Source organism: Ignavibacteriales bacterium, from assembly GCA_016709765.1.
Classification (GTDB): Bacteria; Bacteroidota; Ignavibacteria; order Ignavibacteriales; family Ignavibacteriaceae; genus IGN3.
On the sequence record JADJMD010000008.1, the window covers coordinates 375,821 to 402,149 of the forward strand.

A 26,329-nucleotide genomic window follows, 5' to 3' on the forward strand; every position below is an offset into this window, starting at 1 on the left:
TTATATATTGCATTACCTCAGTCATTCCAAAGGTAATTTATTTTAAATAATCCGGTGATGGAACCCAAAGCATAAGAAAAGTGTAATGTAAAAAATGCAAATAATACATGGAAGAATGAGGTGGTCTTATCATTAATTTTAAGGCTAACTAAAGTTATCAAACACAGATAACTAAATAAACTCAATACAGGAATCGCCCGAAGAATCGGAAACCAAAATGATAGTAGTAACGGTAAAGTTAATGACAAAATGAATAATAAAGGTATAAAATGACGAAGGCTTAAAGATTTAATCTTTTTCGTGACATAAACAGTTAGAATATTCCATAAACCATTGTTGTAATTATTTTGAGCCAATGCTAAATAAGTCTCTCTAGCAAAATATATGCTAAAAATATTTGGGATTAAAAATATTCTTCCACCATTACTACTAATTCTTTTATTCAACTCTATATCCTGATTTCTATTCAGCTTTTCGTTAAAGAAACCGTATGTTGCAAAAACTTCACTTTTGTAACATCCAAATGGGACATGATCTACTTCCATTATCTCATTGACACCTATTCTAAAGAAAGAATTACCTACACCAAACCTGTTACTTAAAACCTTTTTTATCGCATTTGATTTTGGATTATTATTCTTTACATCTGTGATACAAATTGTTCCAATATTATCTGTGTTTAATTCCTTAGCCCACCTAATCAATTCAGAAAAATAATTATTTGGGATTTGACTGTGTGCATCGAGTCTTATAATATATTTTCCAGTTGATGCTCTGATACCCATATTCAACGCAAAAGGAACAGTCCGGCTTTCATTTATAAGAAGTTTTATAAAATCAAATTTGTTTTCATAATCCTTAACAATAATTTGAGTATTATCAGTGCTTCTGCCATCGATAAGAAAAATCTCCATATCCTCTTTCGGATAATCATTAGATAATATTGATCCAATGAAATCCAAAATATATTTCCCTTCGTTTCTGCAAGGTACTATGACACTAATTCTATCCATTCTTCAAATTATTTGTATTATCAATGGGCATAAAAATACGCAAATTAAATTATTGCTTTCCTTATGTATTGGAATAAATTATATTATCAATCAAAAAAATATAAATAATTGATATCATTTTAAGATATAAAAGTAAACATTATTTATCTAATTCTGGAGATAATTTGACAGTTGATTCACAACGGCCATATAATGAGAGGCTCTTCTCGAAAGGATTGAGAAGTAAAATTCATTATTCCAGGTTCTACTGGTTAAAATCTAAAATGGAACAGCTTAATTGTTTTCCAGAAAGTGTCCTGGAACTTGGCTGCTTCGATGCTAAAACTATTCATTTTCTGCCTAAATCTCTAAAAAGATATGTTGGATTAGATGCAAATTTTGAAGGTGGTCTTACTCAGGCCAGGAATAACTGGAAAATTGAGGGTTATGATTTTTATGATTGCAAGACACCTCAAGATATTAATTTATCTGAAGAGTTTCATATTTCTATTTGTATGGAAACTTTTGAGTTAATAGACAATCAATATTTAGAAGATTATATAATCAAACTTGCCTCTCTTACTAAACAATTTATTTTTGTTACAACATCTAACCAAGTAGGAATTGGATTTGCAATAAAACATATTATTAAAAAATTGCTTGGTTATGGGGTACCGCATTACTCAATTACAGAATTTTTCTATGCATCAATAGGCAGGGTTGATAAGATTGAAAGATCGTTTCGCAAAGGGTGGCATCATAAATCAGTGTTAAAAATTCTCCAAAAACATTTTGATATAATTGAAGTTTCGCGCTATCCATATAATTTTTTACCTGGATTTGGTGTGTGTATTATTGGGAAAAGGCAACAAAAAGGATAAGATTTACTTTTTAAAATCGTGGTATATAGAAATCATTTTTATAACCGAATCAATCCAATTGTATTCATTTACAACTTTATTTCTCCCATTATTTCCAATTTCCATTCTTAAATGTTCATTCTCAATTAGCCGAATTATAACATTGGCTATTGCTTCTGGATTTTGTTTTTCAACTACAAAACCCGTTTTACCGTCCTCTACAACTTCAGGAAGTCCTCCTACATTTGACACAATAACCGGTTTTCCACAGGCACTCGATTCTAAAACTGAAACTCCAAAACTTTCACTATCTTCGATCGATGCAAATACACTTATATCTAACATATTATGATAATCTTGTATCATATCATGATTAATATAACCAGTAAAAATAGTGTCATCCGTTAATTCAAGGTTATCAACTAAACTTTTTAGATATAAATCCTGACTACCTTTTCCAACTATTAATAATTTCATGGACTTAGACTTTAATTTTGATCTAACAATTTTGAAGGCTTTGATTAAATATTCGATTCCATATTTTTTTTCTAAAGTCTTTACAGTTCCTATTATTAAAGCATTTTCATTTAATTTATTCTTAATCTTTTGTGGATAAAATTTATCAATATCTATCCCAAATGGCGTAACGATAATTTCTTTATTTGTGTACTTACTAGTTTCCAATTTCATCACTTCACTAGTGGAAAGAATTTTATCTGCCTGAGATAAATTGTACTTTATTAAAGCACGGTGTAAGAATGAATGATTTGGAAAATTATAAACATCTGAACCCCATACTGATATGATAAACGGATGAAACCTTGCAAGGGCTCCTAAAAGGCCATAACTGCTTGCGTAATGGGCATGTAAGATATCGGGTTTAAAACTCTCAATTACGGAATTTAATAATGATATCGATTTAAGATATTTTAATTTAGCAAGTGTGCCCTCTCCTTTAAATTGTAAATCTTTAGGCAAATAAAGACTAAATAAAGAAATTTCCGGACAATCAGAGTATAGACTAATATCAGGTTTGTGAATTGAAAAGACTCCTAGAGTTATACCCTTTCTTTGAATTGCTTTAGCCCAACGTATTGTGTGGGGGGAATCTGAATCTGAAAGTAAAAGAACACGCATATTGTTTTTCAAAAACTTACTTTATTGTATTAAAAATAATTATTTTAGCATATATAAGTATAGTAAAACTTACTAATATGCTTCAATCAGTTTTCGTTAAGAAATAAAATAAGAGCTTATTTAAATCTAAAATGATATTTAAGATGTCAGAAAATAATGTTGTTTCTTATATAATAATATTGTCACTTATATGTGTTCAAACAATCAGCTCACAAGTTATCTATGAACCATTAAATAAAGATGTATATAATTACTTAAGCAGAGTTAGTCAAAAGGGGTTAATCGATTATAATGATCTAATTAGACCATTAGCAAGAACATATATTGCTCAAAAACTAGCGGATCTAGATTCACTAAAAAACAAACTCTCCTCTCTAGAACAAGACGAATTGTTATTTTTTCAAAAAGATTTTTATCAAGAAATAGCCGTTCTAAGGAATGACAGTTTAAAATCATTTGTGCATATTTTTGACAATGATCCGGCTGATAGATGGAGATTTTTTTCTTTACAAAATGATAACTTTGATATTAATGCTAGCATGATTTTAGGAGTAAATTATGGTTCATATGATGGCTCAAATCTATATCATATTTGGAATGGGGTTTACACTTATGGCAATATTGCTAATAAAATTGGTTTCAGTTTTGATTTTAGAGATAATACTGAGGTAGGCAAGAAAATTGACAAAAATAAATTTTTTACTCCTACTACTGGGGTTATTGCAAAATCTAATCTGAATAATATTTCATACCCAGCTGATAAAATGGAATATAGTGAAGCTAAAATGACACTATCCACAAATTGGAGTTGGGGAAATTTTACATTTGGTAAAGATTTTATGGAGTGGGGTTACGGAGAAAATGGTCTAATAGTTTTAGACCAAAAAGCACCCTCTTTTCCGTTTATAAGATTAGATTTAACACCAACAGATTGGATAAGCTTTAACTACTTTCATGGCTGGCTTTCATCCGACGTTATAGATTCAACTGACATTTATTACAGTAATAATCGAGAACGATTTTTATACAGAAAAAAATTTATTGCTTCACATACCTTAACTTTAAAGCCATTTAAAGGACTAGATATTGCATTAGGGGAATCCATTATTTATTCAGATAATGTAGAAATTCTCTATTTAATTCCCATAACATTCTTTAAATCTGCAGATCATTATTTAAGTAATCAGTATAATGGAGCCGGTGGTAATTCACAGATGTTTGCCTCTATAAGTTCAAGAGGCCATATAAAAAATACTCATTTATACGCTAATCTTCTTATAGATGAATTAACAACTGCAGGACTTTTTAATTCAGCTGATCAACGAAATCAAATTGCTTTCACTCTTGGTGGTTCAATAACTGATTTACCTATTGAGAACTTGATGCTTAAAATTGAATACACAAAAATATATCCTTATGTCTATCAGCATTTCATTTCAACCACTACTTACGAAAGCTCTGGATATGTTCTTGGACATTGGATGAATAACAATGCTGACCAATTTTACTCATCCATCAAATACCGTTTTATAAGGGGTCTCGAAGCAAATGCTTGGATTCGATACATTAGACATGGTGAAAAAGCAGATATAAACAGTCAATTTGTTCAACCTCAACCTCCTTTTTTGGCCGGTTTAAGGTCTGACTACACATATTCAGGTTTCGATCTCCGTTATGAATTTTACCATGAACTTATTGCAAAAGTTAGATATGAATTCTCTAAGTCTTCACATCAATTAGAAGATTTTAGATTTGTCAATAAGAATACTAACGATTTTCAATTTTCGGTTTATTATGGTTTATGATTATAGATCTAATTTTTATTGATGATCTATTTAAATAAAAAAGAAAATGTAGTAAATGAATTCTAGGGGATAATATAAAACTATTCTGGATTTATAGTGATCGGGTTATAAATAATAATATCATATCATTAAATTTTTTGAGTTTGAAAAAGTGAATAAAAGCATATTAAATGAAACATTATTCGATTTATTAAAAAACTACCTTCCTAATGATCATAGTAGGCAAGTAACTGGAGACTATTTTATCCAAAAAATAAAAGATATGGATGATCCAATTATTTTAGATCTTGGTTGTGGGCTAGGTAAATCATTTGAATTATTTAAACAAGTAAATAAATCTGTTCATTGGACGGGGATCGATTTAGTTTATTCACCTGAAGTGAATCAACGAAATAGAAACGATTATAATTTTGTTAGTTTTAATGGAGAGAAAATTCCCATTAAAGATTCTACTCACGATTTAGTGTTTTCAAAACAGGTGTTTGAGCATGTTTTTAGACCCGAAAAACTATTGTTGGAAATTAATAGGGTTCTAAAAGTAAACGGATTGTTTATCGGATCTGTATCATATCTCGAACCTTATCATTCTTTAAGCGTAACGAACTTTACTCCTTATGGATTAATTAAATTGCTAAATGAAACTGGCTTTAAGTTGGTTGAATTAAGGCCTGGAATAGATGGAATTACCTTGATAATTAGGAGCATTATTAAGGGCAGATTTGGTTCTGATTTTTTTTTAACTCACGAATCTCCATTTAATATTCTTATCAGTTTAATTTACAAATTGATGAACAAAAGCAATTTAAATACAAATTTTGCAAAGCTAGCTTATGCAGGACATATAGTATTTTTAGCAAAAAAACAGTAAGGTTATTATTAAAAATTTTGCACAAAACCCATTTAAGAAATTATTAAATAAGTACAATGAGTAATGATTTTTAAAGATATTAGATTTTTATATTGTTAATTGTTTACTGGGGTCTTTAATTTAGTTTTTCCTGACTCTTGAAATATATAAATCAGAATTATTATTAGGATCCAGAACGGCAAATCTCTGGTAATAAAGCCGTAAGTTATTAAACCAGTAATTTCAAACATACTTCTAACTAATAGTCCAGCTGTAATACTAAAAATAGAAATTACAATCGGGTACAAATTCTCCTCAACATGCATTTTTTTACTAATCAAAGTAAAAATAAGCTTGAACAATACACCGAAAAATAAAAACACAGCAATGAAACCAAGAATTCCATTCTCAGCCCAATAATAAATAAAAATATTATGCGGATTCGGTTTCCCAACCTTCCAAGCTCCTAGATCGTAAAATTCCATAACTGATGAGGGTGAATAGGAATAAAAAACTTTACTGAATGTATCTGACCCTATTCCCCACAAAGGGTGATCGGAAATAATCTCAATCCCTGATTGCCAGAAAAGTTCTCTAGTCCCTGCCCTATCAAGTCTTAAATATAATTCAACGATTTCGAGAGTGTTTGTGAAAAGAATTAAAAATAATAAAACACTCATAACACTTATAAAAAAAACAAGTTTGATTTTTTTAGAACTATAATAAATTATTAATATTGAACTTATGAATACGGCCAAAATACTTGCTCTGGAATCTGCAAGAATAAGCAAGATGATTTGAAAAAAAAGGAAGAATACTGAAAATAATCTAGTAGAGATATTAAACCTCGTTCCCAATAATAAAACAGAAAGAGTCACTGGAATGGTGATTGAGATTAATAGTCCTACATAATTAGGATTCTCATATAAACCAGCTAATCTTAATATTGTTCCTTCATTTATAAAAAAAGATGAGCCTTTTTGAACAAATTCTATTAACATACTAACCCCAAGAAATACTACACAAATGGCAAGAGCACTTAAATAATAATATACAGTTAATTTATTCTTGATTTGCGAAAACAATAAATAACAAATTAAAAAGAAAATTAAAAACCTTAAAAAGGCCATTATGCTAACAAATAAATCAGTTGAATTAAATATCGATAAAAACACTGTAAACAATAAAAATAATATCAATCTAATTATTAAATGAGGTACCTTTGGATAATTTTTGATATCCAACCCAAACTCTGAGATAAAGAAATATAAAAGAATCGATAATGAGATTATTGTAATGATTGGTCTGTAATCTAAAAGAGTTTCGCCTGTTGCAATTATCAAACTGACTATTATCAAAGCTAAAACTACATTTCTACCGAAATAAAAAATCAAAAACATTGCAAGCACCAAGATAAAAAGGTAATTAAAATTAAATTCAAAGATTGAGACTATGATAGATAATATAATTGATGCTAGTAAGATTGCTTTATTTGTCATTTACAATTTTAGTATTTACAGAATTCTTCATTATGGTTAATTGTTTATGGTAATATCTACTAATATTTCTCTTGCTTTATTAAAAATTTCATCTGTTGAAAGTAGGACTAAACAATCATAGTGTGGACAGTATCTACCTCCAAATGTAAAACAATATTTTGTATCAATTGGCGTACATTTAATTTTTTTTCGAACAAATCTATGTAAGCTACCTATAGGCATATGAAATTTGGGATTTGTTGGTCCATAGATACTAAGGGTAGGGACACCATATAACGCGGCAATTTGCAACGGTCCTGAATCATTAGAGATAAATAACTTACATCTATCAAGCAAATTAATAAAGTGTGAAATACTTTCTGTCTCTATTACCCGAATCTCATCATCAATCATCTGTTTGTACACGTCTGACTTAATCGAGGATTTTGGAACAATGAAAGCACATTCGTTTTCAACATTTAACCTTTTATATAATTCCAAAAACTTAATAAAACTCCATTCCTTTGCTGGCCAACCTGCAAAAGGTTGAATAAAAATATCTCCATTCCTTTTATTTCTAATTGGATAGCTATCATAATTTCTATCTGTTGTTAAACAGAAATTATAAATGGCATCTAGATAAATATCAGTTAGGTGAGGGCTTTTACGAATAGCATGGTAGTCATCATAAATTGCTTTATAGTAAGGTTCATTAATTCCCAAAATATGATTTGCATTTGAATTAAAGACAAGACTCGCTGAAACTATAGTTCCTGTCAAATCCACAATTGTAGATGGATTTATGGATTTTAATAACCTTCTAGATTCTTTGGAAGCAAATCTGCCATCAAATAAAAAATTTGATTTGTCGAGGATTACATATTTTACACCTGTAATGACTTTTTCATATATGTTTTGAGTGTCTCTGTAACAGAATATGTATATTCTTTTATTGGAATGTTCTTCAATGATTTTTTTTAAAGCGGGTAAAACAAAAACTGAATCACCTAATTTATGAAACACTATTATTGCGATGGTTTCTAAATTATTATTGCTTCGCTTTTTAATAATTCTAATTAACTTAAATAATAGATACAAAAAACTACTTAGCAACAAATTCAATAATCTATTTTTTTCTATTTTTTCTTTTAAGGTCATATATAGATTTGCTATTAGAAACTATTGGGAAATTCAATAAAATTAAATAAGTATTTGATAAATAAAATAATCTTTAGAATTTGCATTGAATTCAATTATGATTTCGCAGAGAAGCCATCGTATTTTTTATTATCATATAGTCATTACTCTCAATTAAAATTGAACTCAATAAATAAAATAAAATGAACAATAATAAGTTAGTTAAAAATTTTAGCAAGACTGGTAAAACAATTAAATCGCTTACTATGTATATGAAAATTAAAGCCAAGATAGATTTAGATATTGTAAATATAAATTGTTTAAAGTAATATAAAGTTTTATCCATTTTAAACAGATTAAAACTAAAATAATAACTTGAAAACAAAAGAAAAATGTAAACCAATGAAGTTGAAAGGGCTAAGCCATTCTGCTTAAGACTATCAACAAGAATATGATTAAGAAACATTTTCAAGAAAAACGCAATTGTTGATAAGTATAGAATTATAGAATATTTTGAAACACTGTAAAACAATTTTACTAGGACCAAATAAGTTGCATAAAAAACTAAACTTATTGAATAATATAAAAGAGCAACATGAGTAATGACTGTATCAGAGGAGGTAAATTTACCACGTTCGTAAAATATTTTAATAAAATCTCCGCCCATAAATACAAATATTATGGAGATGGGTATCATCAAATAGATATTAATATTGATTCCATTCTTTAAGTTCGAGCTAAGATTTTCAAGTGAAGAATTAGCAGACTCAGCAAATTTTGGAAATAGAACGGTAATAATAGAAATGGACACTATAGAGATTGGTAAAACATATAATGTCATCGCATAGTTTAATGCAGAAATACCCCCCTGATCTAAATTTTCAAAATAATATCTATCAAGCAAAGTGTAAGAAAGAGATAACACTTCAATTACTAAAAGCGAGATTAAGTTTTTAACTTGTTTTGATGAGACTTTTAATTTAAAGAAATAATTAAAATTAAATTTTATTTCTTTTCTTGTTTTATAAATAAGAATTAGAAACCCAATAATATATGAGAATAGAAAACTAAAAGGCAAAATTAATATTTTGTAAATGTCACTTAAAAAGGAAACCAATGCAACTATTATTATATTCATTATAAGTTGTACTAAGGACGGAAAATGAAAATTAAAATTACTTTGTAAGTAAGCACTAGTTATGGAAATACCGGAATTAAAAGGAATGGAGAAAAGAAAAATAACAAAAACGGTTCTTGTTAGTTCGAATGATCTTTGATTTTGCTCTGAAATAAAAACTTGAACTATTTGAGATGAGAAAAGAAATAAAATTAGAGAAAGTAAGAATCCACCCATTATAAAAAGAGTAAATGAAGAACTGAAAAATAATTTCCCCTCTTCAAATGATATTTTCTTTTTAAGATGATACTCTGGAATAAAGTAATGTTGGGCTAAATAGTAAACCGCAGTATTTATAGATATTAGGACCACAGACCCGACTAAAAAAAGATCAAACTCTAAACTTAGTCCGAAATTTGAAGCATATACAATTTCTCGAATAAGTCCGAAACCTTTTCCAAATATCGTTATTATTGCTAGTAAACTTGACGCGCCTGCAATACTTGAACTAAACCAAAATTTCTGTTTATGGGTCATTAATTATAATACTCTAAAAAAGTCCAAATCAGTGAATCAAATATTTTATATATATATCTCCATCCTTTATTCCAGATTTAGATATAGTTTTGAACTTTTTAATAAAACTATCTGGGTCTAACCATTCAGAAAAATTTAATATTAAGGTCTCACCATTTGAAAAGTTACATTTGATATTACCTAGTTTCTCTAAATGCCTTATACAATTGATAGCTCTTTCAGTAAACTCAGGAATCGTAAATTCAAAAGAGATTAATGGAATTGGTTGCGAAAGTCCTTTAATAACTTCAAGTTCAAAGCCTTCAACATCTATTTTGCAAAAGTCTGGTTTGCCATAATCGATTATAAGTTTATCTAAAGTTGTAACTTCAACCTCTTCTTGTTCGTCCCAATCAGAATTATTAAATCTATTATTTTTTTTAACTTCTTTAATCCATTCAGATGACAAACTTGATAAGACCGAATGAGGACTGATAAACATTATCCTTTTTTCAACTTTAGCTCCAACTGCTTTCTGTACCAACTGTATTTTGTTACCAAATTTCTTTTTCAAAAAATTTGAAATCTTTTTTTGTGGTTCCACAGCAACTACTGAAGCACCAACTTTTAGAAAAGCTTCCGTCCTATATCCATAACTAGCACCGATATCAAAACATTTATTTCCTTGATTTAATAACCCCGAATAGAACTCAAACAATTTTGTATCAAATTTTTTTTGTTGTTTATTTCTAAAATAACTATCCTTAATTAATCGCAGAAAATCTAATAAATCCATTTTGTGGAGCAATTTAATAAGAGCTATTTTCATTTCGGTATAATATTGTAATGATTGCAATAGTAGGTGGAATAATTCAATTTTAACTGACTTCAGTTAATTGTTATTTAGTTTTTATTTTTTTATTAAAAGTAACTATGTACAGACAGGCTATTAAAAATATTAAAAGACTTCCAAATAAAGTAGATAGAATTGTTTTGGGCGTTGACGCCTTTTTGGGTGGAGTTGCGGTATCCAAAACCTGAACTATAGACACATCCCTATTCTCCTGAATTTTTTCCTTATAGTATTGCTGTTGTAATAATAAATAGACCTCATTTTGAATCTTCACTTCTCTAAGTAAGTTTGCAAATTCTCTCCCAAGTTCCGGAATATCTTTAAATGCAAGCATATAATCTTCATTGCCGATTTCAAAATTAGAATACTGTTCTCTTAATGCGCTTAACTTTCTCTGTAATGAGATGTATGATTTGCTTTCTTCAGAAAAATTAGATTTTAATAAATTCAACTCAATTTCTGCTTTTAGAATTTCAGTTTTAAGTTGTGCAGTACTTTTTATAACGGCTTCAACCTGATCTGGTAGTGACACCGCTTTATTTTTCTTTTGGAATTCCATCAGGGATACTTCTACTGAATCAAGTTTTTGCTTTGTAAGTAATAACTGTGATTCAATATAAATGCGAGCATTTTTAGCTTTGCTTGATATTTTTTCCCTATTGATATTATCTAAAGCCTCGACATATGAGTTAGAAATTTTTGCCGCTAAAATTTTAAGACTCTTAGAGTCATCAAAAATAAGTGGAACAAATGTAGACTGAACATCCACACTTAATTCAATAATACCTTCTTTACTTATATCGACATTTAATTTTTTAGACAATTTTTCTGCGGCTTCAATTTCATCATCAGCATTGTAAAATTTAATTAAATTTAACTTTCTAACAACATATTGTGAAGCTGAACGACTCTTTAAAATTTCACCATATAATTGGGCACTAGCACTTGAAATACCGCCGGACATCAACCCATTAAAATCCCCTCCTCCTATTAATGAACCTAAACCGGATAATTGACTATTTTTTTCTGGAGGCAAAATAGAGACAGTGGATTTGAAAGTTCTTGGATAAACAAATAATAAAATTAAAAATATAAATAGCGTTGAAAGAACAGTAATCTTTAAAATTGATTTAATATTAAACAATATAATATTTAGAATTTCATGCCAAGTCATTTTCTACCTTGTTGCTATTATTACTGCGACTGATGCTGCAATTATAGCTGCAACTTGCCCAAGTACTGTTAATGATGTTGTAAAAATATCCCAGAATTTTGGTCCTGGAGGATCTTCTAAAACCCAGATTGTATCGCCTGGTTCTAATTCTTCGATATCATCTTCTTCTACCCACTCGCCTGTATTTGTCTTAATTACCCTAACATCACCTTCTAACGCTCGCCAGCTAAACCCGCCAGCCAACTGAATATAATCATTGACAGTAAGTTTTTTATCAAAAACAATGCTACCTGGGCTAACAACCTGTCCTATTATAGTTATATAATCTTTCTTTTCTGGAACTGAAATTTTATCAAATCTTTTTAGAAAAATATCTTCACTAAGTTGTTTCTTTTTAAAAAGTGCTTCAAAATCTACTACTACTCTACCTATGCGCTGCCTGGATTTTGCTTTAAAATAATCGTACTCATCATCTGTCATATCCGCACGAGGAATAAGTTTTATTCTTTCAAACTCTGAATCATATGTTGTATCCGTTATACTTCTATAAAGTGAAGCATCTACAAGTGATGCATCATTTAAAAATCCACCTGCCTCATTAATGATTTCAGATAGCGTTGTCTTATCTTTTACAATTCTATAAATACCCGGAAATTTTACTTCGCCGTTTATTGTAACCCATTGTTCATCATAATATGTTGTTAATTCACGAACAATTACTAGGTCACTAAATTTTAAGTCTATCTGGTTATTCTGTATATAATCATAAGAAAAATACTTACTGAATTGTTTAATCCCATCCTCAGAAAATCGGATTAGTTCAATCGTATCTTTTCTTGCTTTGTAAGCTAATCCTCCGGCCAAATCGATTAGTTCTTTTAAAGTTTCACCTTCTTTAAATTCATATGTTGCTGGATATTTGATTTGACCTAATATTGAAACAATTTTATCAACTTTTTCTATAACCACTATATCCCCGTCTCTTAAATAAGGATTTTGTTTCAAATTACCTTCCCTAAAAAAGGAAAGTAAATCATAAGTAGCTGTTGTTCCAACCTTAGAAATAATTTTAATGTTCCTGATATCAGAGGTAGTCCGGATGCCGCCTGAATTTTTTAATATATCCTGTAATCTTGAATTAGAATTTAATACAATTGAAGATTGATTAATTACATTGCCGACTAAGGATACTTTTATTTTTCTAACTTCACCAAGAGCAATGTAAATATCAACATTCCTAAAGTTTTTTCTAAACTTGATCTGATCAGTAACTTAGCTTCTTCAAGGGACTTATTTCTTAAGTCGACCGCACCAATCCTTGGGATGTATAAAAAACCTTCGTGGTTGATTAGTAGATTAAAATCGCGCTCTTCAATTCCACTAATAGCAATAAAAATATTATCTCCAGGTCCAACTTTATATTCATCCGGATCAATTACTCCTTCAGATGCCTGCATGTATTTTGAAAAGGTGCTATCTGAAAATGAGTTGAACGATCTTTCTGAATAGGTTGGTAATATTTGAGCTACACTTATTGAGTGGAGTAAAATTACAAATGGAATAAAAATTATCTTATTGTTAGCCAAACTTTAACCAGTATTGTTGGAAAAATTATTAATATTTAATGAGATTAAATTTTGTTTACTGAAATATATATGAAATCAAATCTTAAGTGAAATTTTCCTTAAAGAAAGTATTGTTACCAAAATTCCTACAATGGGTCCTAATGCAAGAAGCAAAACTATAAACTCGATTTTATTTGGGATAATATTATCAATGCTTCCTAAAAATCCTTTAAGATAAAAGTATAAAATCCAAATTATACCAAGTGCAATTAAGCCGGATAACAATCCTGTTAGTGCACTATTAATAATTATCGGCATTTTGATTGTTGAAAGCTTAGCTCCAACAAATTTCATCGTTTCCATTTCTGAGTATTTGGAATTCAAAATTAATCTAACTGTACTATAAACGAGATAGAGTGATACTAAGAAAATCAATCCCGTTAATGCAAAGACATAGACTTTTGCTTGATCAATATATGATAAAATTTTTTGATAAAAATCCTGTCTAAAAATAACCTCATCAGCCCACTCAAAACCGGCAAGATTTTTTATCGCCTTTTTAATGGAATCTCTATTAGCATATTCACTCTTTAGTTTAAGATTGAATGATGCTGGAAGTGGATTGTAATCCAATATTTTTCTAAAATCCTCACCAGTTTCTTTAATAAATATTTCCGCAGCTTTGTCTTTATCAATAAATTCCGATGAATTTAGATATTTAAGTTTGGATAATTCTGTTTTTATTTGATCAATTTCTTCGTTTGTTGGACTATCCTTTACAAAAACGCTGATAATAATATTGCTTTTTAATTTATTCTCAAATCTATTTGAGAATAAAATAATAAAAACAGAAGCTGTAATTAAAATTACTGATAATGTTATTGAAGTAAGTGCAAGTAAAAATGAAAACTTTGATCTTGCGATAAGTTTTAGTGCTTCTTTAAACCAAAAATAAATCATATAAAATCTTTTAAATAAGTTTTTTAGAAATTTGATTCATCAATCCATTGCTTGATCTGCCAGACTTCTGTTTCACTATCTTTCTTTAAAGCTAAATTAACCCTTCCATCCACTCTAACAACATCGGTAGGATTGAATGTGATTGTTAAATTAAAACTCCTAATAATTGTAGCTGTAGCTGTTAACGAGTCCTGAGTAATTAATACAATGTTATTCCAAATTAGATCTAAAAGTTGAGCGTTTTGAAATAAACCGTAAGTAGTTCTCATCTCTTCATCCCTTCCCCAGGTAACATCAAATCCCTGATCATAATCACGATAAGTAAATGTAAAATCGTTTGATAGTAAACCGCCATATATAGTAGTGTCCTTAAATGTATAAGCGTACTTAAAATTTTGGAAAACACCAGCGATCTCTTTTTGGTCAGAGATAGGCAATGCACCACCATTAAGATTTTCATCAAGCTTAGGTGCAAAAGGATTTGTACAGCTAATAAAACTTAATAAAAATAATATTACAATTATAATTTTAATAAGAGCTTCCTTTTAATTCACTCCAGCTAGGTGAAGATCCGCTTTTAATATCCTTCCAAAAGTAGATTACATATTCGCCTCGCGAATCACGAAGCATATTAAATTGTAAACTGCCTTCGTAAGTTTGTGGAAATGGATCACCAACCGGCACAGGTACATTAATAATGTATGAAGCCGAATAAATGGAAGAATCACCGCTAAAATTACTTATGTTTTCATCTGAAAAACCAAGTGAAATTGGAAAATCAACCGATACTTTATTTACTATGCTGCTGAAATATCTTTTTTCTTCACTCAACCCCCAGCCTTGCAAAAAATCTGATAGAGAGACAATGCTTCGCTGGATGCCGAAAAGTTAAAACTTCGTTCAGCAAAAATTGTATCCACAAAACAAGAAATGTAGTTCTGAACGTTTTTATCGAAAAAGGAATTTTTCAAGTTTTCTATAACAATTGATGGCTCAACAGCAGGCTGAAAGTTTGATCTTGTTTGATCCGGATTTTCTGCATCGCGTGTGGTAAATAGATCACAGGAGGTAAAAGATATAGAAACAATTAAAATTAAAATTACTTTATTCATTTTTTGCAAATCATTATCAATCGTGGTGAACTAAATTGCTCAAATTCGTTACCAAGAAAATCACCAAATGTTTTGTAAATATCAAATCCAATTTTTTGGATAGCATCGACTAGCTCATCTTTGGTAAACATCCTTACAGATTCTTCAAATTGAGTTAGATTACCATTTTTTGTTATAACTATCTTTTTTGTTATACGTTTATCTTTAATTTTTCTGAACTGATGTATTTCAGTATTATTAAAATTCTCTTCTGAAAATTCAATGAGATTTTGTTTCAAAAATAGTGAATTAAAAAAATCTAACACAAAGTATCCACCAATTTCTAAGAGATCATAGGCTTTTTTAAGAACTGAAAAATTTTCTTCATCAGTTTCAAAATATCCGAAACTTGTAAAAAGGTTTAATACCAAATTGAACTTTTCAAAGGTCTCAAATTTTCGAATATCAGATTGAATAAAATTTATTTTCAGGTTTTTGTTTTGTGCGGATTGTTTTGCAATTGATAATAAATTTCCACTCAGATCAACAGCAGTTACATCAAAATCTTTTCTGGCAAGAATTATATATGTCTTCCGGCACCGCAAGCCATATCAATTATTTTTGCAGCTGATGGTATTTCAATATTATTTAGGATAAGCTTTAAATGTTCTTCCGCATCTCTTTCGTTTCTATGTTGATATACATTTACATATTCTGGAGTGTTAAACCAATCTTTAAACCATTCTGATTTCATAAATCAAGTCTATTTAACATTGCTCTTCCGATTGTGGCTTCATCGGCAAATTCTAAATCACCACCGATAGGAATACCCCGTGCGATGCGTGTAACTTTTATGTTTAATGGCTTTATCAATCTTGCAAGATAAAGTGAAGTTGTTTCGCCTTCAGTATCAGGATTTATTGCAAGAATTATTTCAGTAATATTTTCATTTTCAAATCTTGATAGTAACTCTTTTATTTTTAAATCGTGTGCAGAAACTCCTGCAAGTGGAGAAAGCACTCCGCCCAAAACGTGATAAAGTCCGTTATATTCATTTGTCTTTTCAATGGCTATAACATCACTCGCTTCTTCAACAACACAAATTTTTGTTGTATCTCGCTTTACACTTTTACAAATTTCGCAAAGATCTTCTTCTGTGATATTAAAACACCTTTTACAGAAAAATAATTTTGTCTTCAAATCCGCAATAGCCTTTAAAAATTTATTAACAGCATCCTGATCATTCTTTAAAATGTGCAATGCTAACCTTTGAGCTGTTTTTCTTCCGATTCCCGGAAGTTTACTCAATTCTTCAATTGCAATTAAAAGTGGTTCTGCTATCTGCAACTTAAAATCCTGGAATATTTAAGCCGGGAGGAATCATACCTTTTGTAACTTTAGCCATTTCTTCTTCTGCCATTTTATTTGCTGATTGTAAAGCTTTGTTAACCGCTGCAACTACCAAATCTTCTAAAATCTCTTTTTCTTCAGAAACAATAACTTGAGGATCAATCTCGATCGAAATCAACTCTTTCATTCCATTAGCTTTTGCTTTAATCATTCCACCACCAGCTTCTTCGGTTACTGTCATATTTCCTAGTTGTCCTTGCACACGCTGCATCTCATCCTGCATTTTTTGCACTTGTTTCAACATTCCTTGCATTCCACCCTTCATAAAACACTCCTATAAAATTGAATTTTTCTGTTTATTAAGAAGTCAAATATAATATAAACGATTGACTTTATGTATTTAATATGCCTAATTTCTGCCCTGAATTTTAGTAACTAAAAATTGCCAACAGAGGATAAATGATTGAGACCATAAAACGAAATGATATTCCTTTTGATGAGGGAAATTATCAGTTGATTGAATATCAAGACAATTACTTTATTGCTGATAAAAAGAAGGTAAAGGTGAAAGATATTGGTAAAAAGTTGCATTAGCCAATGCCTTTTTCTTCGATTACCTTAAAGAATACCATATCCCAACTTCATTTTTAAGAATTGATGGTGAAAATGCTTTAAAATTTTCAGTTAGTACTGAATTTCCTTTCCGAATAAAAATTCTTAACACTGCAGATAAAAGAAATGCAAAAATCTTTGGGATGAAAGAGGGTTCGGAATTAAATCTTCCCGTTTTTGAATTTCATTATGGATGTGGAAAAGAAAGTGTAATTAGTGAAAGCCATTTAATCGCTTTCGATTTATGCACACCTGAAGATATGAAATTGATCGCAAGAATTTGTTCAAAAATTAATGCAGTTCTAAAATCCTTTTTTGAAAGAAGAAACGAAATACTTGCTGAAGTTTGCTGCCATTTTGGAAAATTTGAAGATAAAATTTTCTTGATCGGAGATTTTACACCAGCAAGTATCAAAATTTTTCCCAAAGACGAAAGTGTTAAATGGACAAATCCATACAAACTTTCAACAGGAAATGAAGTTAAAAAATATACCGATCATCTTTTAATATTGCGAGCGTTAAATAATGTTTACAAAATACGGCTATAGTACAATGGGAGCTGTTTTACAGTTGCATTTCTGTTGATTCTACTTAGCATATATTTAGAAAATAATTTTATCCGGATTCCGCTTTTATTGCTTTCTGCATTTCTGATAATTTTTACACTCAATTTTTTTCGTGATCCTGATCGTATAGTTCCAAATAAATCTAACATAGTTGTCTCTCCAGCGGATGGAAGAGTGTTATTTGTAAAAGACGTATTAGATGATAAATTCCTGAACAGCAAAGCAAAATTAGTTTCGATCTTTATGTCCCCACTTAATGTTCACGTAAACAGAATTCCAATTACCGGCAAAGTTGATTACGTTAATTATATTAAAGGTGAATACATTGCAGCATTTGAAGATAAGGCTTCTGAAAGAAATGAAAGAAATGAAATTGGAATTACAAGTCCTGCAGGGAATGTATTGTTTACTCAAATAGCCGGATTTGTTGCAAGAAGAATTATAAGTGATCTGAAAGTTGGAGACTTTGTAAATATTGGAAATCGATTCGGTATGATTAAATTTGGAAGTCGTGTTGATATTATTGTTCCTGAGCAGTGGCAAGTAAAAGTAAAAAAAGACGACAAAGTTACTGCAGGCGAAACAATTCTTTTTGAATATTAATGGATGAATCGATTTAGAATTACACCTTCTGTAATACCGAATTTATTTACCGCTATGAACATGTTCAGCGGTTTTTTTTCGATAATCAGCGCAAGCCAGGGAAATTTTATTTATGCGGGATGGTTAATAATTATCGCCGCAATCTTTGATACGCTTGATGGTTTTATGGCGCGTTTAACAAAATCCAGCAGCGAACTAGGCGTTGAATTAGACTCACTTGCTGATGTTGTAAGTTTTGGTGCGGCCCCGTCATTTCTGCTTTATGCAACTTATTTTTTTCAGTTTGATACTTTTGGAATACTAATCAGTTCACTACCATTAATTGCAGGCGGATTTCGTTTAGCTAGATTTAATGTACAGCTTGTAGGATTTAATAAATCTTATTTTACCGGTTTACCAATTCCTTCTTCAGCACTAACAATTGTTTGCTTCATCTTATCATTTTATAATAACGGTTTTGGTGAGACCGAAAAACAATTTATAATTCCAATGGTTCTAATTGTATCTTTCTTGATGGTTAGTAATATTAAGTATGATACTATTCCTAAGTTTACCATGGATGCTATTAAAAAAAATCCTTTGATTTACATTACATATTTGATCGCACTAATAGTGCTTATACTTTTTACGGTTAAAGGATTGTTTTTCATTTTTGTTTTCATGATCGGATTTGGTATTTTTCGGCAAATTTTTAGGTATTTCTCAACTAAAAAATCTGAGTGAAACGTGTTTAAAGCTAAAGTTTTAATAAAACGCAGACCATCTATTCTTGACCCGCAAGGTGTTGCAGTAGAAAAAGGTGCAAAACATCTTGGTATTTCAAATATCACAAGCACTCGCATCGGAAAACTAATTGAGTTTGATGTAAATCTATCCGATCGAAATGCTGCAGAAAAAGAAGTGAATGAATATTGTTCTAAACTGCTTTCTAATCCAATTATGGAAGATTTTGAATTTACTTTGGATGAAGTAAAATGAATTTAAAGTTTGGTGTAGTAGTTTTTCCCGGCTCCAATTGCGATCACGATGCATATTATTCTTTACGCAAAGTACTAAACTATGATGTTGAATTTCTCTGGCATAAAGACACAGATTTAAAACACAGCAGCGTTATTCTCTTGCCAGGGGGATTTTCTTACGGCGATTATCTTCGCACAGGTTCTATCGCAAGATTTTCTCCAATTATGAATTCAGTTATAAGCTTTGCAAATAAAGGCGGAATTGTAATTGGAATTTGCAATGGTTTTCAAATCTTACTGGAAGCTGGTTTGTTGCCCGGAGTTATGATACGCAATAATTCCCTTAAGTTTGCTTGTAAAGATGTTTATCTTAAAACTGAAAATAGAGAAACGATCTTTTCAAGTGAAATTGGTGAAGAAACTTCAGCAATAAAAATTCCTATCGCACATGGCGAAGGAAATTATTTTGCCGATGCACTAGTGTTACAGGAGCTTGAAACAAATAAACAAATACTTTTTAGATATGCGGATGCAAATGGAAAAGTAAATGATGAAAGTAATCCAAATGGTTCTCAACTTAACATAGCAGGAATTGTAAACAAAAATGGTAACGTAATGGGAATGATGCCCCATCCGGAAAGAGCTTGCGATCCGACTCTTGGCAGAACTGATGGGCAGTTAATTTTTAAATCGATAGCTAATTATATATTAAACTAAAGGAACGATATGTTTGGAAATTTAGGTGCAGGCGAAATAATAATAATTGTTCTCGTAATTCTATTGTTATTTGGGGCAAAGAAAATTCCGGAACTAGCTCAAGGTTTAGGGAAAGGTATGAAGGAATTTAAAAAATCTTTAAAAGATGTTGAAGAAGAGATCAAAAAAACTGATGATGATGTAAAAAAATCTGATAAGTCTTAAGTTTTAATGATGTATTTTCCGGGGTGTAGCGCAGCCCGGTAGCGCGCTTCGTTCGGGACGAAGAGGCCGTAGGTTCGAATCCTATCACCCCGACTTTTGGTATTTTATTTTTCATTTTTTAAAGAGGTCGTAGGTTCTCCCATTGGGATTCCTTCGGAAGAATCCTATCACCCCGACTTTTAGTATTTTATTTTTCATTTTTAAAAAGGTCGTAGGTTCTCCCAGAGGGATTTCTTCGGAAGAATCCTATCACCCCGATTAACTTTTTTAGGTATTATTATGGCACAAAATCATTCTTTTGATATTGTTTCTGAAATTGATTTTCAGGAAGCTGATAATGCTGTTAATCAAGCATTAAAAGAAATTCATCAGCGTTATGATCTTAAGGATTCTAACACCCAACTTGAACTTAATAAAAAAGATAAACTGATTACAATTAACACCAAAGATGATTACTCCCGAAAATCTTCCGTTGATATTTTAGAAACAAAATTTATTCGTAGAAGTATATCCATTAAAGCTCTAAAGTTTAATGAGCCTGAAGCCGCCTCTGGTGGAAGACTAAAACAAGTAATAAATCTTCAAAGCGGAATCTCAAAAGAAAACGCCAAGATTATTACAAAGCTTATTAAAGAATCCAAACTAAAGGTCAGCGCACAGATTCAGGATGAACAAGTTAGAGTTACCGGTGCAAAAATTGATGATCTTCAAGCGGTTATAACAATGGTTAAAGAAGCTGAACTTGACTTCCCTACTCAGTTTGTGAATATGAAATAAAAATATTCTTTAGAATTTCAACCAGCACAAAATTTCATTGTTCCCTTTAAAATTATATTTCCCCTTTAGATTGAATTATCAATTTTCTTTTGAATTACCCCAATCAATTATTCAGGAATTGAATCAATTATGTTATTTTTAGCAATAAAATCTTTAATAATAAATTCTTGATGACATTTTATAAAAACCACAAAGAAAAATTAGGGCTTATAAAATCAGGCAAGTTAAGCCTTGAAGAAAATGTAAAGCACTTCCTTAAGAATATTGAGGACCAAAAAGATCTTAATGCATTTAACTTTGTTTTTGAAGATGAAGCAATTGAATCAACAAAACTTGTTGAGCAAAAATAATTAATAATTCTGCAGGCAGATTAGCGGGAATGGTTATAGCAATAAAAGATGTGCTTGCCTATCAAGATCATCCACTTACCTGCTCATCAAATATCTTAAAAAATTTTACTTCGCTTTATACTGCTACTGCTGTGCAAAATTTGATAGATCAAGATGCAATCATTATAGGTAAAACTAATTGCGATGAATTTGCGATGGGATCATCAAATGAAAACTCTGCATTTGGTAATGTTATAAATCCTGTGGATAAAACTCGAGTTCCTGGTGGTTCAAGCGGCGGATCAGCAGTTGCTGTTGCGGCAAATCTTTGTGATGTTTCTCTCGGCACAGATACGGGTGGATCCATTCGACAGCCTGCAGCATTTTGCGGAGTTTATGGATTGAAACCAACTTACGGAAGGGTTTCTCGCTTTGGATTAACAGCATTTGCTTCATCATTTGATACTATTGGACCATTTTCAAAAAATGTTGAAGATGCGGCATTGGTTATGGAAGTTATTTCAGGAAAAGATTTAAATGATTCTACATTAATTGAAAAAGTAATTCCGGATTTTTCTACATCATTATCAAAGGACAAAAAACTTAAAATTGGTATTCCAAAAGAATATTTTGCGGATGGGCTTAATGATGAAATTAAAACCGCAATATTAAATGTTGTAGATGAATTAATACTTGAGGGTTATGAGATAAAAGAAGTTTCACTTTCAAAAACTGAATACACAATTGCTACTTATTACATTTTAACAACAGCAGAAGCTTCATCCAACCTTGCGAGATTTGATGGTGCACGTTATGGATATAGAGCGAGTGATTATTCCAATCTTAAAGAAATGTATTTAAATTCACGCACACAAGGATTCGGTAAAGAAGTAAAAAGAAGAATAATGCTTGGCACTTATGTGCTTTCTTCAGGATATTACGAAGCTTATTATCGCAAAGCACAAAAAGTTAGAAGACTAATTAAAGAAGATTTTGATAATGTATTTAAGCAAGTTGATTTGCTGATAACTCCAACAACTCCAACCGTTGCATTTAAGATTGGTGAAAAATCTGATGATCCATTGCAAATGTATTTAAGCGACATCTATACAACATCTGCAAACCTTGCCGGCTTACCAGGAATGAATATACCAATTGGAAAAAACTCCGATAATCTGCCAATTGGGTTACAAATTTTATCACAACAGTTTGAAGAAGAAAAGATTTTCAAGTTAGCAAAACACATTCAAGATGAAATCTCAAGCTGAAATATCCTTTCGCAATTGGACTAAAGAAGACTTTAACATAGTAAAAAACATTTTACTTACAACCTGGAAAGATGCTTATTCTTTTATTCCAGAAGCAGATATTCTTTTCCACTTTGATAATTTTTATAATCACGACAGACTAATTGAAATGATAAATGATCCCTTCACAAAGGGAATTATTGCAGATGTTAATGCTATTCCCGCAGGTTGGATGAAAGTTTTTGAAAACACTATTGATAAAAAAATTTTCGTTTCATCTCTTTATGTTTTACCAAAATATCAAGGGTTTGGACTTGGTAAAAAGTTATTAAACGAGGCTTATAGAATCGCAAAAGAAAAGCATTTTAATAAAGTCTGGCTTGGAGTAATGGAACAAAATATAAAATCACTTGATTGGTATAGAAATCTTGGGTTTGTTTTTGATGAAGAAGAGCCTTTTCAAATGGGTTCTACAGAAGTTATGCACTTGATTGGGTATAAAATCATCTAATTCCGACATTTATCATTATCCTAGAATTTCCTTATTTTTGTTTATAAAATTTTAATTAGCAAAGGATTATTTATGGCTATCATTATTGATAAAAATACTCGCCTCGTTGTCCAAGGGATTACCGGTGGTGAAGGATCTTTCCATACAACTCAAATGCTTGAATACGGGACCAAAGTTGTTGCCGGCGTTACACCCGGTAAAGGCGGAACAGATTTTCAAGGAGTTCCTGTTTTTAATACTGTCTCAGAAGCAGTTAAAGTTCAAAAAGCAAATTCATCCGTAATTTTTGTTCCCCCGGCATTTGCAGCAGATGCTATTTTAGAAGCTGCTAATGCAGGAATAAAATTTATCATCTGTATCACAGAAGGTATCCCAACCAACGATATGCTAAAAGTATATAACTCAATTAAAGGCAAAGATATTGTTTTAGTTGGACCTAATTGTCCCGGAGTTATCTCTCCAGGAATCGCAAAAGTTGGAATTATGCCCGGTTTCATTCATCAAAAAGGAAAAATTGGAGTTGTATCCCGCTCTGGTACTTTAACTTACGAAGCTGTAAAACAATTATCAGATGTAAAACTTGGGCAATCAACTTGTGTTGGCATTGGCGGTGATCCAATTATTGGTTCAAGATTTATCGATATCATAAAAATGTTTAATGATGATAAAGACACTGATGGAATTGTAATGATTGGTGAAATTGGTGGAAGTGCTGAAGAAGAAGCTGCTGAATTCATCATGAAAAATGTTAAGAAACCTGTTGTTGGATTTATTGCAGGAAGAACTGCACCTCCCGGAAGACGAATGGGACATGCTGGTGCAATAATTTCAGGTGGAAAAGGAACAGCAGCAGAAAAAATGGCAGCGATGAAAAAAGCAGGAATTTTGGTTGTTGAGAGTCCTGCCGAAATTGGTGTAACTATGCTAAGAGCTATTGAAAAGTTGAAAGTTAAAAAACCAATTATTAGAAAAACTACAACGGTGAAAAAAGTAACTAGATCTATCAAACCAGTTAAGGTTATAAAAACCAAAACAAAGAAAAAAGTCGAAAAGAAAAAAGAAGAGAAACCAAAGAAACACGATAAAAAATCACACAAGAAAAAGAATAAAAAGAAATAGGAGTTCTACTTGGGTAACAAAACATTAGCAATAATTAAACCTGATGCTGTAAAAGATAATCACGTTGGTGAAATAATTTCTTTAATCAGCAAAGCGGGATTTAAAATTAAAGCACTTAAAATGGTTAAGCTTTCTGAATCAGCCGCAAAAGCATTCTATGAGATTCACAAAGAAAAACCATTCTATGGGGAACTTGTTGAATATATGACGTCAGGACCTTGTGTACCAATTGCACTTGAAAAAGAAAACGCTGTTGAAGATTACAGAAAACTGATCGGAGCAACAGATCCAGAAAAAGCTGCTGAAGGTACTGTTAGAAAACTTTTTGCAAGAAGTGTACAGTTCAACGCGGTTCACGGATCAGATTCAAATGAAAATGCTTTGAAAGAAATTGCATTTTTCTTTGAGAGTAAAGAGTTAATTGAGAATTATCCGGTATAAGTAATAGATTTCTCTTTGTCACACTGAGCCTGTCGAAGTGTGAAAAGATTATTTTTAATGTCAGTCTTCGACAAGCTCAGACTGACATTTGTTTTTTTTGGAAATAGTGAAAGGAACTAAAATGAAATCACGTTACAGCCTTATTATGATGGCAATTGTTTTATCTTTTCTTTTCTCAATTCCTAATAATGCCCAAATAATTAATGGAGCAGATTTATTATTTTCGGAAAAATTAGATTTAGTGTCCGGCAAAAGTATTGGAGTGGTTTGTAATCATACTGCACTGTTGTCTAACGGAACTCACTTAGTTGATGTGCTGCTTGAACAACAAAATGTAAAAGTAAGTGCAATCTTTACTCCTGAACATGGTTTTAAGGGTTTTGCAGAAGCTGGTGAAAAGATTGATTATAAGAACAATCTTTACAAAGAAGTTCCTATTGTTTCCCTTTACGGAAAAGATAAGAAGCCATCCAAAGAGATTTTAAAAATATTGATGTTTTAATTTTTGATATTCAAGATGTTGGCGCAAGGTTTTATACTTATATCTCAACAATGTTTTATGTTTTGGAAGCTGCGGGTGAAAATAAAGTTCCGGTAATAATCTTAGATCGTCCGAATCCAATTGGCGGAGATTATGTTGATGGACCGGTGCTTGATCCAAAATTGAAATCATTTGTAGGCATTGCTCAAATCCCAATAACCCACGGAATGACGATCGGTGAATTGGCAACTTATTTTGTTGGGGAAAAAATAGTATCAAGCTGGAAGGATATTAAACTAGAAGTTATTCAGTGTAAGAACTGGAAACGTGAAATACCAAATGAGTTTTACTCAAAATGGAATTCACCATCTCCGAATATAAATTCATTAGAAACAGCATTAGTTTATCCGGGAATTTGTCTATTAGAAGGGACAAATATCTCTGAAGGACGTGGAACCAGATTTCCATTCTTACAATTTGGAGCTCCATTTATAAAGGCTGACGATGTAATTGATAAATTAAATCTATTAAAATTTGAAGGAGCGGAACTTCAACCTGTTGCTTTTATTCCAGAAGACCTTAAGGGAATGGCAACAAATCCAAAATTTAAAAATGAAACCTGTTACGGAATAAAAATAAAAATTACAGACCCAAATAAATTTGAGTCTGTTAAATTTGGCACAAAAACATTACTGGTTCTTGTTAAATTGTATGGCAATAAAATTAAGTTTAATAATCCGTCATTTGATAGACTTGGTGGAACTGATCAATTGCGAAAAGATTTACAGAAAAAAATTGCTCCTGATAAAATCATTGCATCGTGGCAAAAAGAATTAGTTAAGTTCGAGAAAAAACGAAAAAAATATCTACTTTATTAAGAG

At 30.8% G+C, this 26,329-nt stretch carries 31 protein-coding genes, 1 tRNA gene and 2 pseudogenes; 17 read left to right on the top strand and 17 right to left on the bottom strand.

The genetic code is table 11. From position 1 onward, the window contains the following. Positions 1 to 17 precede the first annotated feature (17 nt). Positions 18 to 1,013 carry a glycosyltransferase family 2 protein gene (locus IPJ23_03095; protein MBK7629698.1) on the bottom strand — a complete coding sequence of 332 codons (996 nt, stop codon included), beginning with the start codon at positions 1,011 to 1,013 and terminating at the stop codon, positions 18 to 20. 164 nt (positions 1,014 to 1,177) lie between these two features. Between IPJ23_03095 and IPJ23_03100 the strand changes: the two genes are divergently transcribed. Continuing rightward, positions 1,178 to 1,873, top strand: coding sequence for a hypothetical protein (locus IPJ23_03100; GenBank protein ID MBK7629699.1), 696 nt, complete (start codon positions 1,178 to 1,180; stop codon positions 1,871 to 1,873). Between the two features lie 3 nt (positions 1,874 to 1,876). Here IPJ23_03100 and IPJ23_03105 read toward each other — a convergent pair whose 3' ends face one another. Then, on the bottom strand, positions 1,877 to 2,989 hold the full coding sequence (locus tag IPJ23_03105; GenBank protein MBK7629700.1) for a glycosyltransferase: 1,113 nt from the start codon (positions 2,987 to 2,989) through the stop codon (positions 1,877 to 1,879). A 143-nt stretch (positions 2,990 to 3,132) separates the two neighbouring features. Here IPJ23_03105 and IPJ23_03110 point away from each other — a divergent pair, with 143 nt between their 5' ends. Continuing rightward, the gene (locus tag IPJ23_03110) at positions 3,133 to 4,794 is read left to right on the top strand and encodes a hypothetical protein (GenBank protein ID MBK7629701.1); all 1,662 of its coding nucleotides are present in this window, start codon (positions 3,133 to 3,135) and stop codon (positions 4,792 to 4,794) included. Positions 4,795 to 4,945: 151 nt separating this feature from the next. Then, complete coding sequence (locus tag IPJ23_03115; protein ID MBK7629702.1) at positions 4,946 to 5,662, top strand: class I SAM-dependent methyltransferase; 717 nt, start codon at positions 4,946 to 4,948, stop codon at positions 5,660 to 5,662. Between the two features lie 95 nt (positions 5,663 to 5,757). Here IPJ23_03115 and IPJ23_03120 read toward each other — a convergent pair whose 3' ends face one another. The 15 genes from IPJ23_03120 to IPJ23_03190 all read right to left on the bottom strand — a co-directional run bounded on the left by IPJ23_03120 (position 5,758) and on the right by IPJ23_03190 (position 17,207). Continuing rightward, positions 5,758 to 7,041: an O-antigen ligase family protein gene (locus IPJ23_03120; protein MBK7629703.1), complete on the bottom strand. Its 1,284-nt coding sequence runs from the start codon at positions 7,039 to 7,041 to the stop codon at positions 5,758 to 5,760. A gap of 135 nt (positions 7,042 to 7,176) precedes the next feature. Then, positions 7,177 to 8,277, bottom strand: coding sequence for a glycosyltransferase family 9 protein (locus IPJ23_03125; protein MBK7629704.1), 1,101 nt, complete (start codon positions 8,275 to 8,277; stop codon positions 7,177 to 7,179). A 91-nt stretch (positions 8,278 to 8,368) separates the two neighbouring features. After that, on the bottom strand, positions 8,369 to 9,910 hold the full coding sequence (locus IPJ23_03130; GenBank protein MBK7629705.1) for a hypothetical protein: 1,542 nt from the start codon (positions 9,908 to 9,910) through the stop codon (positions 8,369 to 8,371). 28 nt (positions 9,911 to 9,938) lie between these two features. After that, positions 9,939 to 10,718 (bottom strand): FkbM family methyltransferase, encoded by a 780-nt coding sequence (locus tag IPJ23_03135; GenBank protein ID MBK7629706.1) that lies wholly within the window; start codon positions 10,716 to 10,718, stop codon positions 9,939 to 9,941. Between the two features lie 70 nt (positions 10,719 to 10,788). Beyond that, complete coding sequence (locus tag IPJ23_03140; protein MBK7629707.1) at positions 10,789 to 11,916, bottom strand: hypothetical protein; 1,128 nt, start codon at positions 11,914 to 11,916, stop codon at positions 10,789 to 10,791. Between the two features lie 3 nt (positions 11,917 to 11,919). Next, positions 11,920 to 12,921: an SLBB domain-containing protein gene (locus IPJ23_03145; protein MBK7629708.1), complete on the bottom strand. Its 1,002-nt coding sequence runs from the start codon at positions 12,919 to 12,921 to the stop codon at positions 11,920 to 11,922. A 188-nt stretch (positions 12,922 to 13,109) separates the two neighbouring features. Beyond that, on the bottom strand, positions 13,110 to 13,502 hold the full coding sequence (locus IPJ23_03150; protein MBK7629709.1) for a polysaccharide biosynthesis/export family protein: 393 nt from the start codon (positions 13,500 to 13,502) through the stop codon (positions 13,110 to 13,112). A 75-nt stretch (positions 13,503 to 13,577) separates the two neighbouring features. Further along, on the bottom strand, positions 13,578 to 14,441 hold the full coding sequence (locus IPJ23_03155) for a hypothetical protein (GenBank protein MBK7629710.1): 864 nt from the start codon (positions 14,439 to 14,441) through the stop codon (positions 13,578 to 13,580). 23 nt (positions 14,442 to 14,464) lie between these two features. Continuing rightward, positions 14,465 to 14,956 (bottom strand): hypothetical protein, encoded by a 492-nt coding sequence (locus IPJ23_03160; protein ID MBK7629711.1) that lies wholly within the window; start codon positions 14,954 to 14,956, stop codon positions 14,465 to 14,467. A gap of 13 nt (positions 14,957 to 14,969) precedes the next feature. Beyond that, the gene (locus IPJ23_03165; protein MBK7629712.1) at positions 14,970 to 15,272 is read right to left on the bottom strand and encodes a hypothetical protein; all 303 of its coding nucleotides are present in this window, start codon (positions 15,270 to 15,272) and stop codon (positions 14,970 to 14,972) included. Next, complete coding sequence (locus IPJ23_03170) at positions 15,269 to 15,553, bottom strand: hypothetical protein (protein ID MBK7629713.1); 285 nt, start codon at positions 15,551 to 15,553, stop codon at positions 15,269 to 15,271. Before IPJ23_03170 ends, IPJ23_03165 begins: the two co-directional genes overlap by 4 nt. Then, positions 15,550 to 16,137 (bottom strand): class I SAM-dependent methyltransferase, encoded by a 588-nt coding sequence (locus IPJ23_03175; protein MBK7629714.1) that lies wholly within the window; start codon positions 16,135 to 16,137, stop codon positions 15,550 to 15,552. The genes IPJ23_03170 and IPJ23_03175 overlap by 4 nt, the downstream gene beginning before the upstream one ends. Continuing rightward, complete coding sequence (locus IPJ23_03180) at positions 16,113 to 16,286, bottom strand: hypothetical protein (protein ID MBK7629715.1); 174 nt, start codon at positions 16,284 to 16,286, stop codon at positions 16,113 to 16,115. Before IPJ23_03180 ends, IPJ23_03175 begins: the two co-directional genes overlap by 25 nt. Next, positions 16,283 to 16,879, bottom strand: coding sequence for a recombination protein RecR (gene recR, locus IPJ23_03185; protein MBK7629716.1), 597 nt, complete (start codon positions 16,877 to 16,879; stop codon positions 16,283 to 16,285). Before recR ends, IPJ23_03180 begins: the two co-directional genes overlap by 4 nt. Before the next feature lies 1 nt (position 16,880). Then, positions 16,881 to 17,207, bottom strand: coding sequence for a YbaB/EbfC family nucleoid-associated protein (locus tag IPJ23_03190; protein MBK7629717.1), 327 nt, complete (start codon positions 17,205 to 17,207; stop codon positions 16,881 to 16,883). Positions 17,208 to 17,637: 430 nt separating this feature from the next. Between IPJ23_03190 and IPJ23_03195 the strand changes: the two genes are divergently transcribed. From IPJ23_03195 to IPJ23_03260, 14 genes and pseudogenes are all read left to right on the top strand, one after another. Further along, entirely contained in the window at positions 17,638 to 18,042 is a 405-nt protein-coding gene (locus IPJ23_03195; GenBank protein ID MBK7629718.1) for a hypothetical protein, read from the top strand. Further along, positions 18,020 to 18,663, top strand: a pseudogene (locus tag IPJ23_03200) (phosphatidylserine decarboxylase family protein). The gene IPJ23_03195 and the pseudogene IPJ23_03200 overlap by 23 nt, the downstream one beginning before the upstream one ends. Positions 18,664 to 18,666: 3 nt before the next feature. Beyond that, complete coding sequence (pssA, locus tag IPJ23_03205) at positions 18,667 to 19,386, top strand: CDP-diacylglycerol--serine O-phosphatidyltransferase (protein MBK7629719.1); 720 nt, start codon at positions 18,667 to 18,669, stop codon at positions 19,384 to 19,386. A 3-nt stretch (positions 19,387 to 19,389) separates the two neighbouring features. Next, complete coding sequence (purS, locus tag IPJ23_03210) at positions 19,390 to 19,641, top strand: phosphoribosylformylglycinamidine synthase subunit PurS (protein MBK7629720.1); 252 nt, start codon at positions 19,390 to 19,392, stop codon at positions 19,639 to 19,641. Further along, positions 19,638 to 20,339: a phosphoribosylformylglycinamidine synthase subunit PurQ gene (purQ, locus tag IPJ23_03215; GenBank protein MBK7629721.1), complete on the top strand. Its 702-nt coding sequence runs from the start codon at positions 19,638 to 19,640 to the stop codon at positions 20,337 to 20,339. The genes purS and purQ overlap by 4 nt, the downstream gene beginning before the upstream one ends. A gap of 9 nt (positions 20,340 to 20,348) precedes the next feature. Then, positions 20,349 to 20,543 (top strand): twin-arginine translocase TatA/TatE family subunit, encoded by a 195-nt coding sequence (gene tatA, locus IPJ23_03220; protein MBK7629722.1) that lies wholly within the window; start codon positions 20,349 to 20,351, stop codon positions 20,541 to 20,543. Between the two features lie 19 nt (positions 20,544 to 20,562). After that, positions 20,563 to 20,636: transfer RNA gene (locus IPJ23_03225), tRNA-Pro, on the top strand. A 186-nt stretch (positions 20,637 to 20,822) separates the two neighbouring features. After that, complete coding sequence (locus tag IPJ23_03230; GenBank protein ID MBK7629723.1) at positions 20,823 to 21,320, top strand: YajQ family cyclic di-GMP-binding protein; 498 nt, start codon at positions 20,823 to 20,825, stop codon at positions 21,318 to 21,320. Positions 21,321 to 21,490: 170 nt separating this feature from the next. Further along, positions 21,491 to 22,917 (top strand): annotated as a pseudogene (gatA, locus tag IPJ23_03235) (Asp-tRNA(Asn)/Glu-tRNA(Gln) amidotransferase subunit GatA). Next, a complete protein-coding gene (locus IPJ23_03240; protein MBK7629724.1) occupies positions 22,901 to 23,407 on the top strand; it encodes a GNAT family N-acetyltransferase in 507 nt (168 codons plus the stop codon). Before gatA ends, IPJ23_03240 begins: the two are co-directional and overlap by 17 nt. Before the next feature lie 72 nt (positions 23,408 to 23,479). Next, positions 23,480 to 24,526, top strand: coding sequence for a succinate--CoA ligase subunit alpha (sucD, locus tag IPJ23_03245; GenBank protein MBK7629725.1), 1,047 nt, complete (start codon positions 23,480 to 23,482; stop codon positions 24,524 to 24,526). A 30-nt stretch (positions 24,527 to 24,556) separates the two neighbouring features. Further along, the gene (gene ndk / locus IPJ23_03250) at positions 24,557 to 24,967 is read left to right on the top strand and encodes a nucleoside-diphosphate kinase (protein ID MBK7629726.1); all 411 of its coding nucleotides are present in this window, start codon (positions 24,557 to 24,559) and stop codon (positions 24,965 to 24,967) included. A gap of 121 nt (positions 24,968 to 25,088) precedes the next feature. Further along, the gene (locus tag IPJ23_03255; GenBank protein ID MBK7629727.1) at positions 25,089 to 25,469 is read left to right on the top strand and encodes a DUF1343 domain-containing protein; all 381 of its coding nucleotides are present in this window, start codon (positions 25,089 to 25,091) and stop codon (positions 25,467 to 25,469) included. After that, positions 25,436 to 26,326 (top strand): DUF1343 domain-containing protein, encoded by an 891-nt coding sequence (locus tag IPJ23_03260; GenBank protein ID MBK7629728.1) that lies wholly within the window; start codon positions 25,436 to 25,438, stop codon positions 26,324 to 26,326. Before IPJ23_03255 ends, IPJ23_03260 begins: the two co-directional genes overlap by 34 nt. Positions 26,327 to 26,329 lie beyond the last annotated feature (3 nt).

Bases quoted from the DNA above. Each gene is read 5' to 3' on its own strand.
- IPJ23_03190 (MBK7629717.1), bottom strand. From the start codon at position 17,207: ATGAAGGGTGGAATGCAAGGAATGTTGAAACAAGTGCAAAAAATGCAG.
- purQ (MBK7629721.1), top strand. From the start codon at position 19,638: ATGAATTTAAAGTTTGGTGTAGTAGTTTTTCCCGGCTCCAATTGCGAT.
- IPJ23_03095 (MBK7629698.1), bottom strand. From the start codon at position 1,013: ATGGATAGAATTAGTGTCATAGTACCTTGCAGAAACGAAGGGAAATAT.
- IPJ23_03170 (MBK7629713.1), bottom strand. From the start codon at position 15,553: ATGAATAAAGTAATTTTAATTTTAATTGTTTCTATATCTTTTACCTCC.
- IPJ23_03140 (MBK7629707.1), bottom strand. From the start codon at position 11,916: ATGACTTGGCATGAAATTCTAAATATTATATTGTTTAATATTAAATCA.
- sucD (MBK7629725.1), top strand. From the start codon at position 23,480: ATGGCTATCATTATTGATAAAAATACTCGCCTCGTTGTCCAAGGGATT.
- IPJ23_03130 (MBK7629705.1), bottom strand. From the start codon at position 9,910: ATGACCCATAAACAGAAATTTTGGTTTAGTTCAAGTATTGCAGGCGCG.
- IPJ23_03120 (MBK7629703.1), bottom strand. From the start codon at position 7,041: ATGTTTTTGATTTTTTATTTCGGTAGAAATGTAGTTTTAGCTTTGATA.
- IPJ23_03230 (MBK7629723.1), top strand. From the start codon at position 20,823: ATGGCACAAAATCATTCTTTTGATATTGTTTCTGAAATTGATTTTCAG.
- IPJ23_03155 (MBK7629710.1), bottom strand. From the start codon at position 14,441: ATGATTTATTTTTGGTTTAAAGAAGCACTAAAACTTATCGCAAGATCA.
- pssA (MBK7629719.1), top strand. From the start codon at position 18,667: ATGAATCGATTTAGAATTACACCTTCTGTAATACCGAATTTATTTACC.
- IPJ23_03195 (MBK7629718.1), top strand. From the start codon at position 17,638: ATGAAAGAGGGTTCGGAATTAAATCTTCCCGTTTTTGAATTTCATTAT.
- IPJ23_03255 (MBK7629727.1), top strand. From the start codon at position 25,089: ATGAAATCACGTTACAGCCTTATTATGATGGCAATTGTTTTATCTTTT.
- IPJ23_03180 (MBK7629715.1), bottom strand. From the start codon at position 16,286: ATGAAATCAGAATGGTTTAAAGATTGGTTTAACACTCCAGAATATGTA.
- IPJ23_03125 (MBK7629704.1), bottom strand. From the start codon at position 8,277: ATGACCTTAAAAGAAAAAATAGAAAAAAATAGATTATTGAATTTGTTG.
- IPJ23_03110 (MBK7629701.1), top strand. From the start codon at position 3,133: ATGTCAGAAAATAATGTTGTTTCTTATATAATAATATTGTCACTTATA.
- IPJ23_03135 (MBK7629706.1), bottom strand. From the start codon at position 10,718: ATGAAAATAGCTCTTATTAAATTGCTCCACAAAATGGATTTATTAGAT.
- IPJ23_03105 (MBK7629700.1), bottom strand. From the start codon at position 2,989: ATGCGTGTTCTTTTACTTTCAGATTCAGATTCCCCCCACACAATACGT.
- IPJ23_03240 (MBK7629724.1), top strand. From the start codon at position 22,901: ATGAAATCTCAAGCTGAAATATCCTTTCGCAATTGGACTAAAGAAGAC.
- tatA (MBK7629722.1), top strand. From the start codon at position 20,349: ATGTTTGGAAATTTAGGTGCAGGCGAAATAATAATAATTGTTCTCGTA.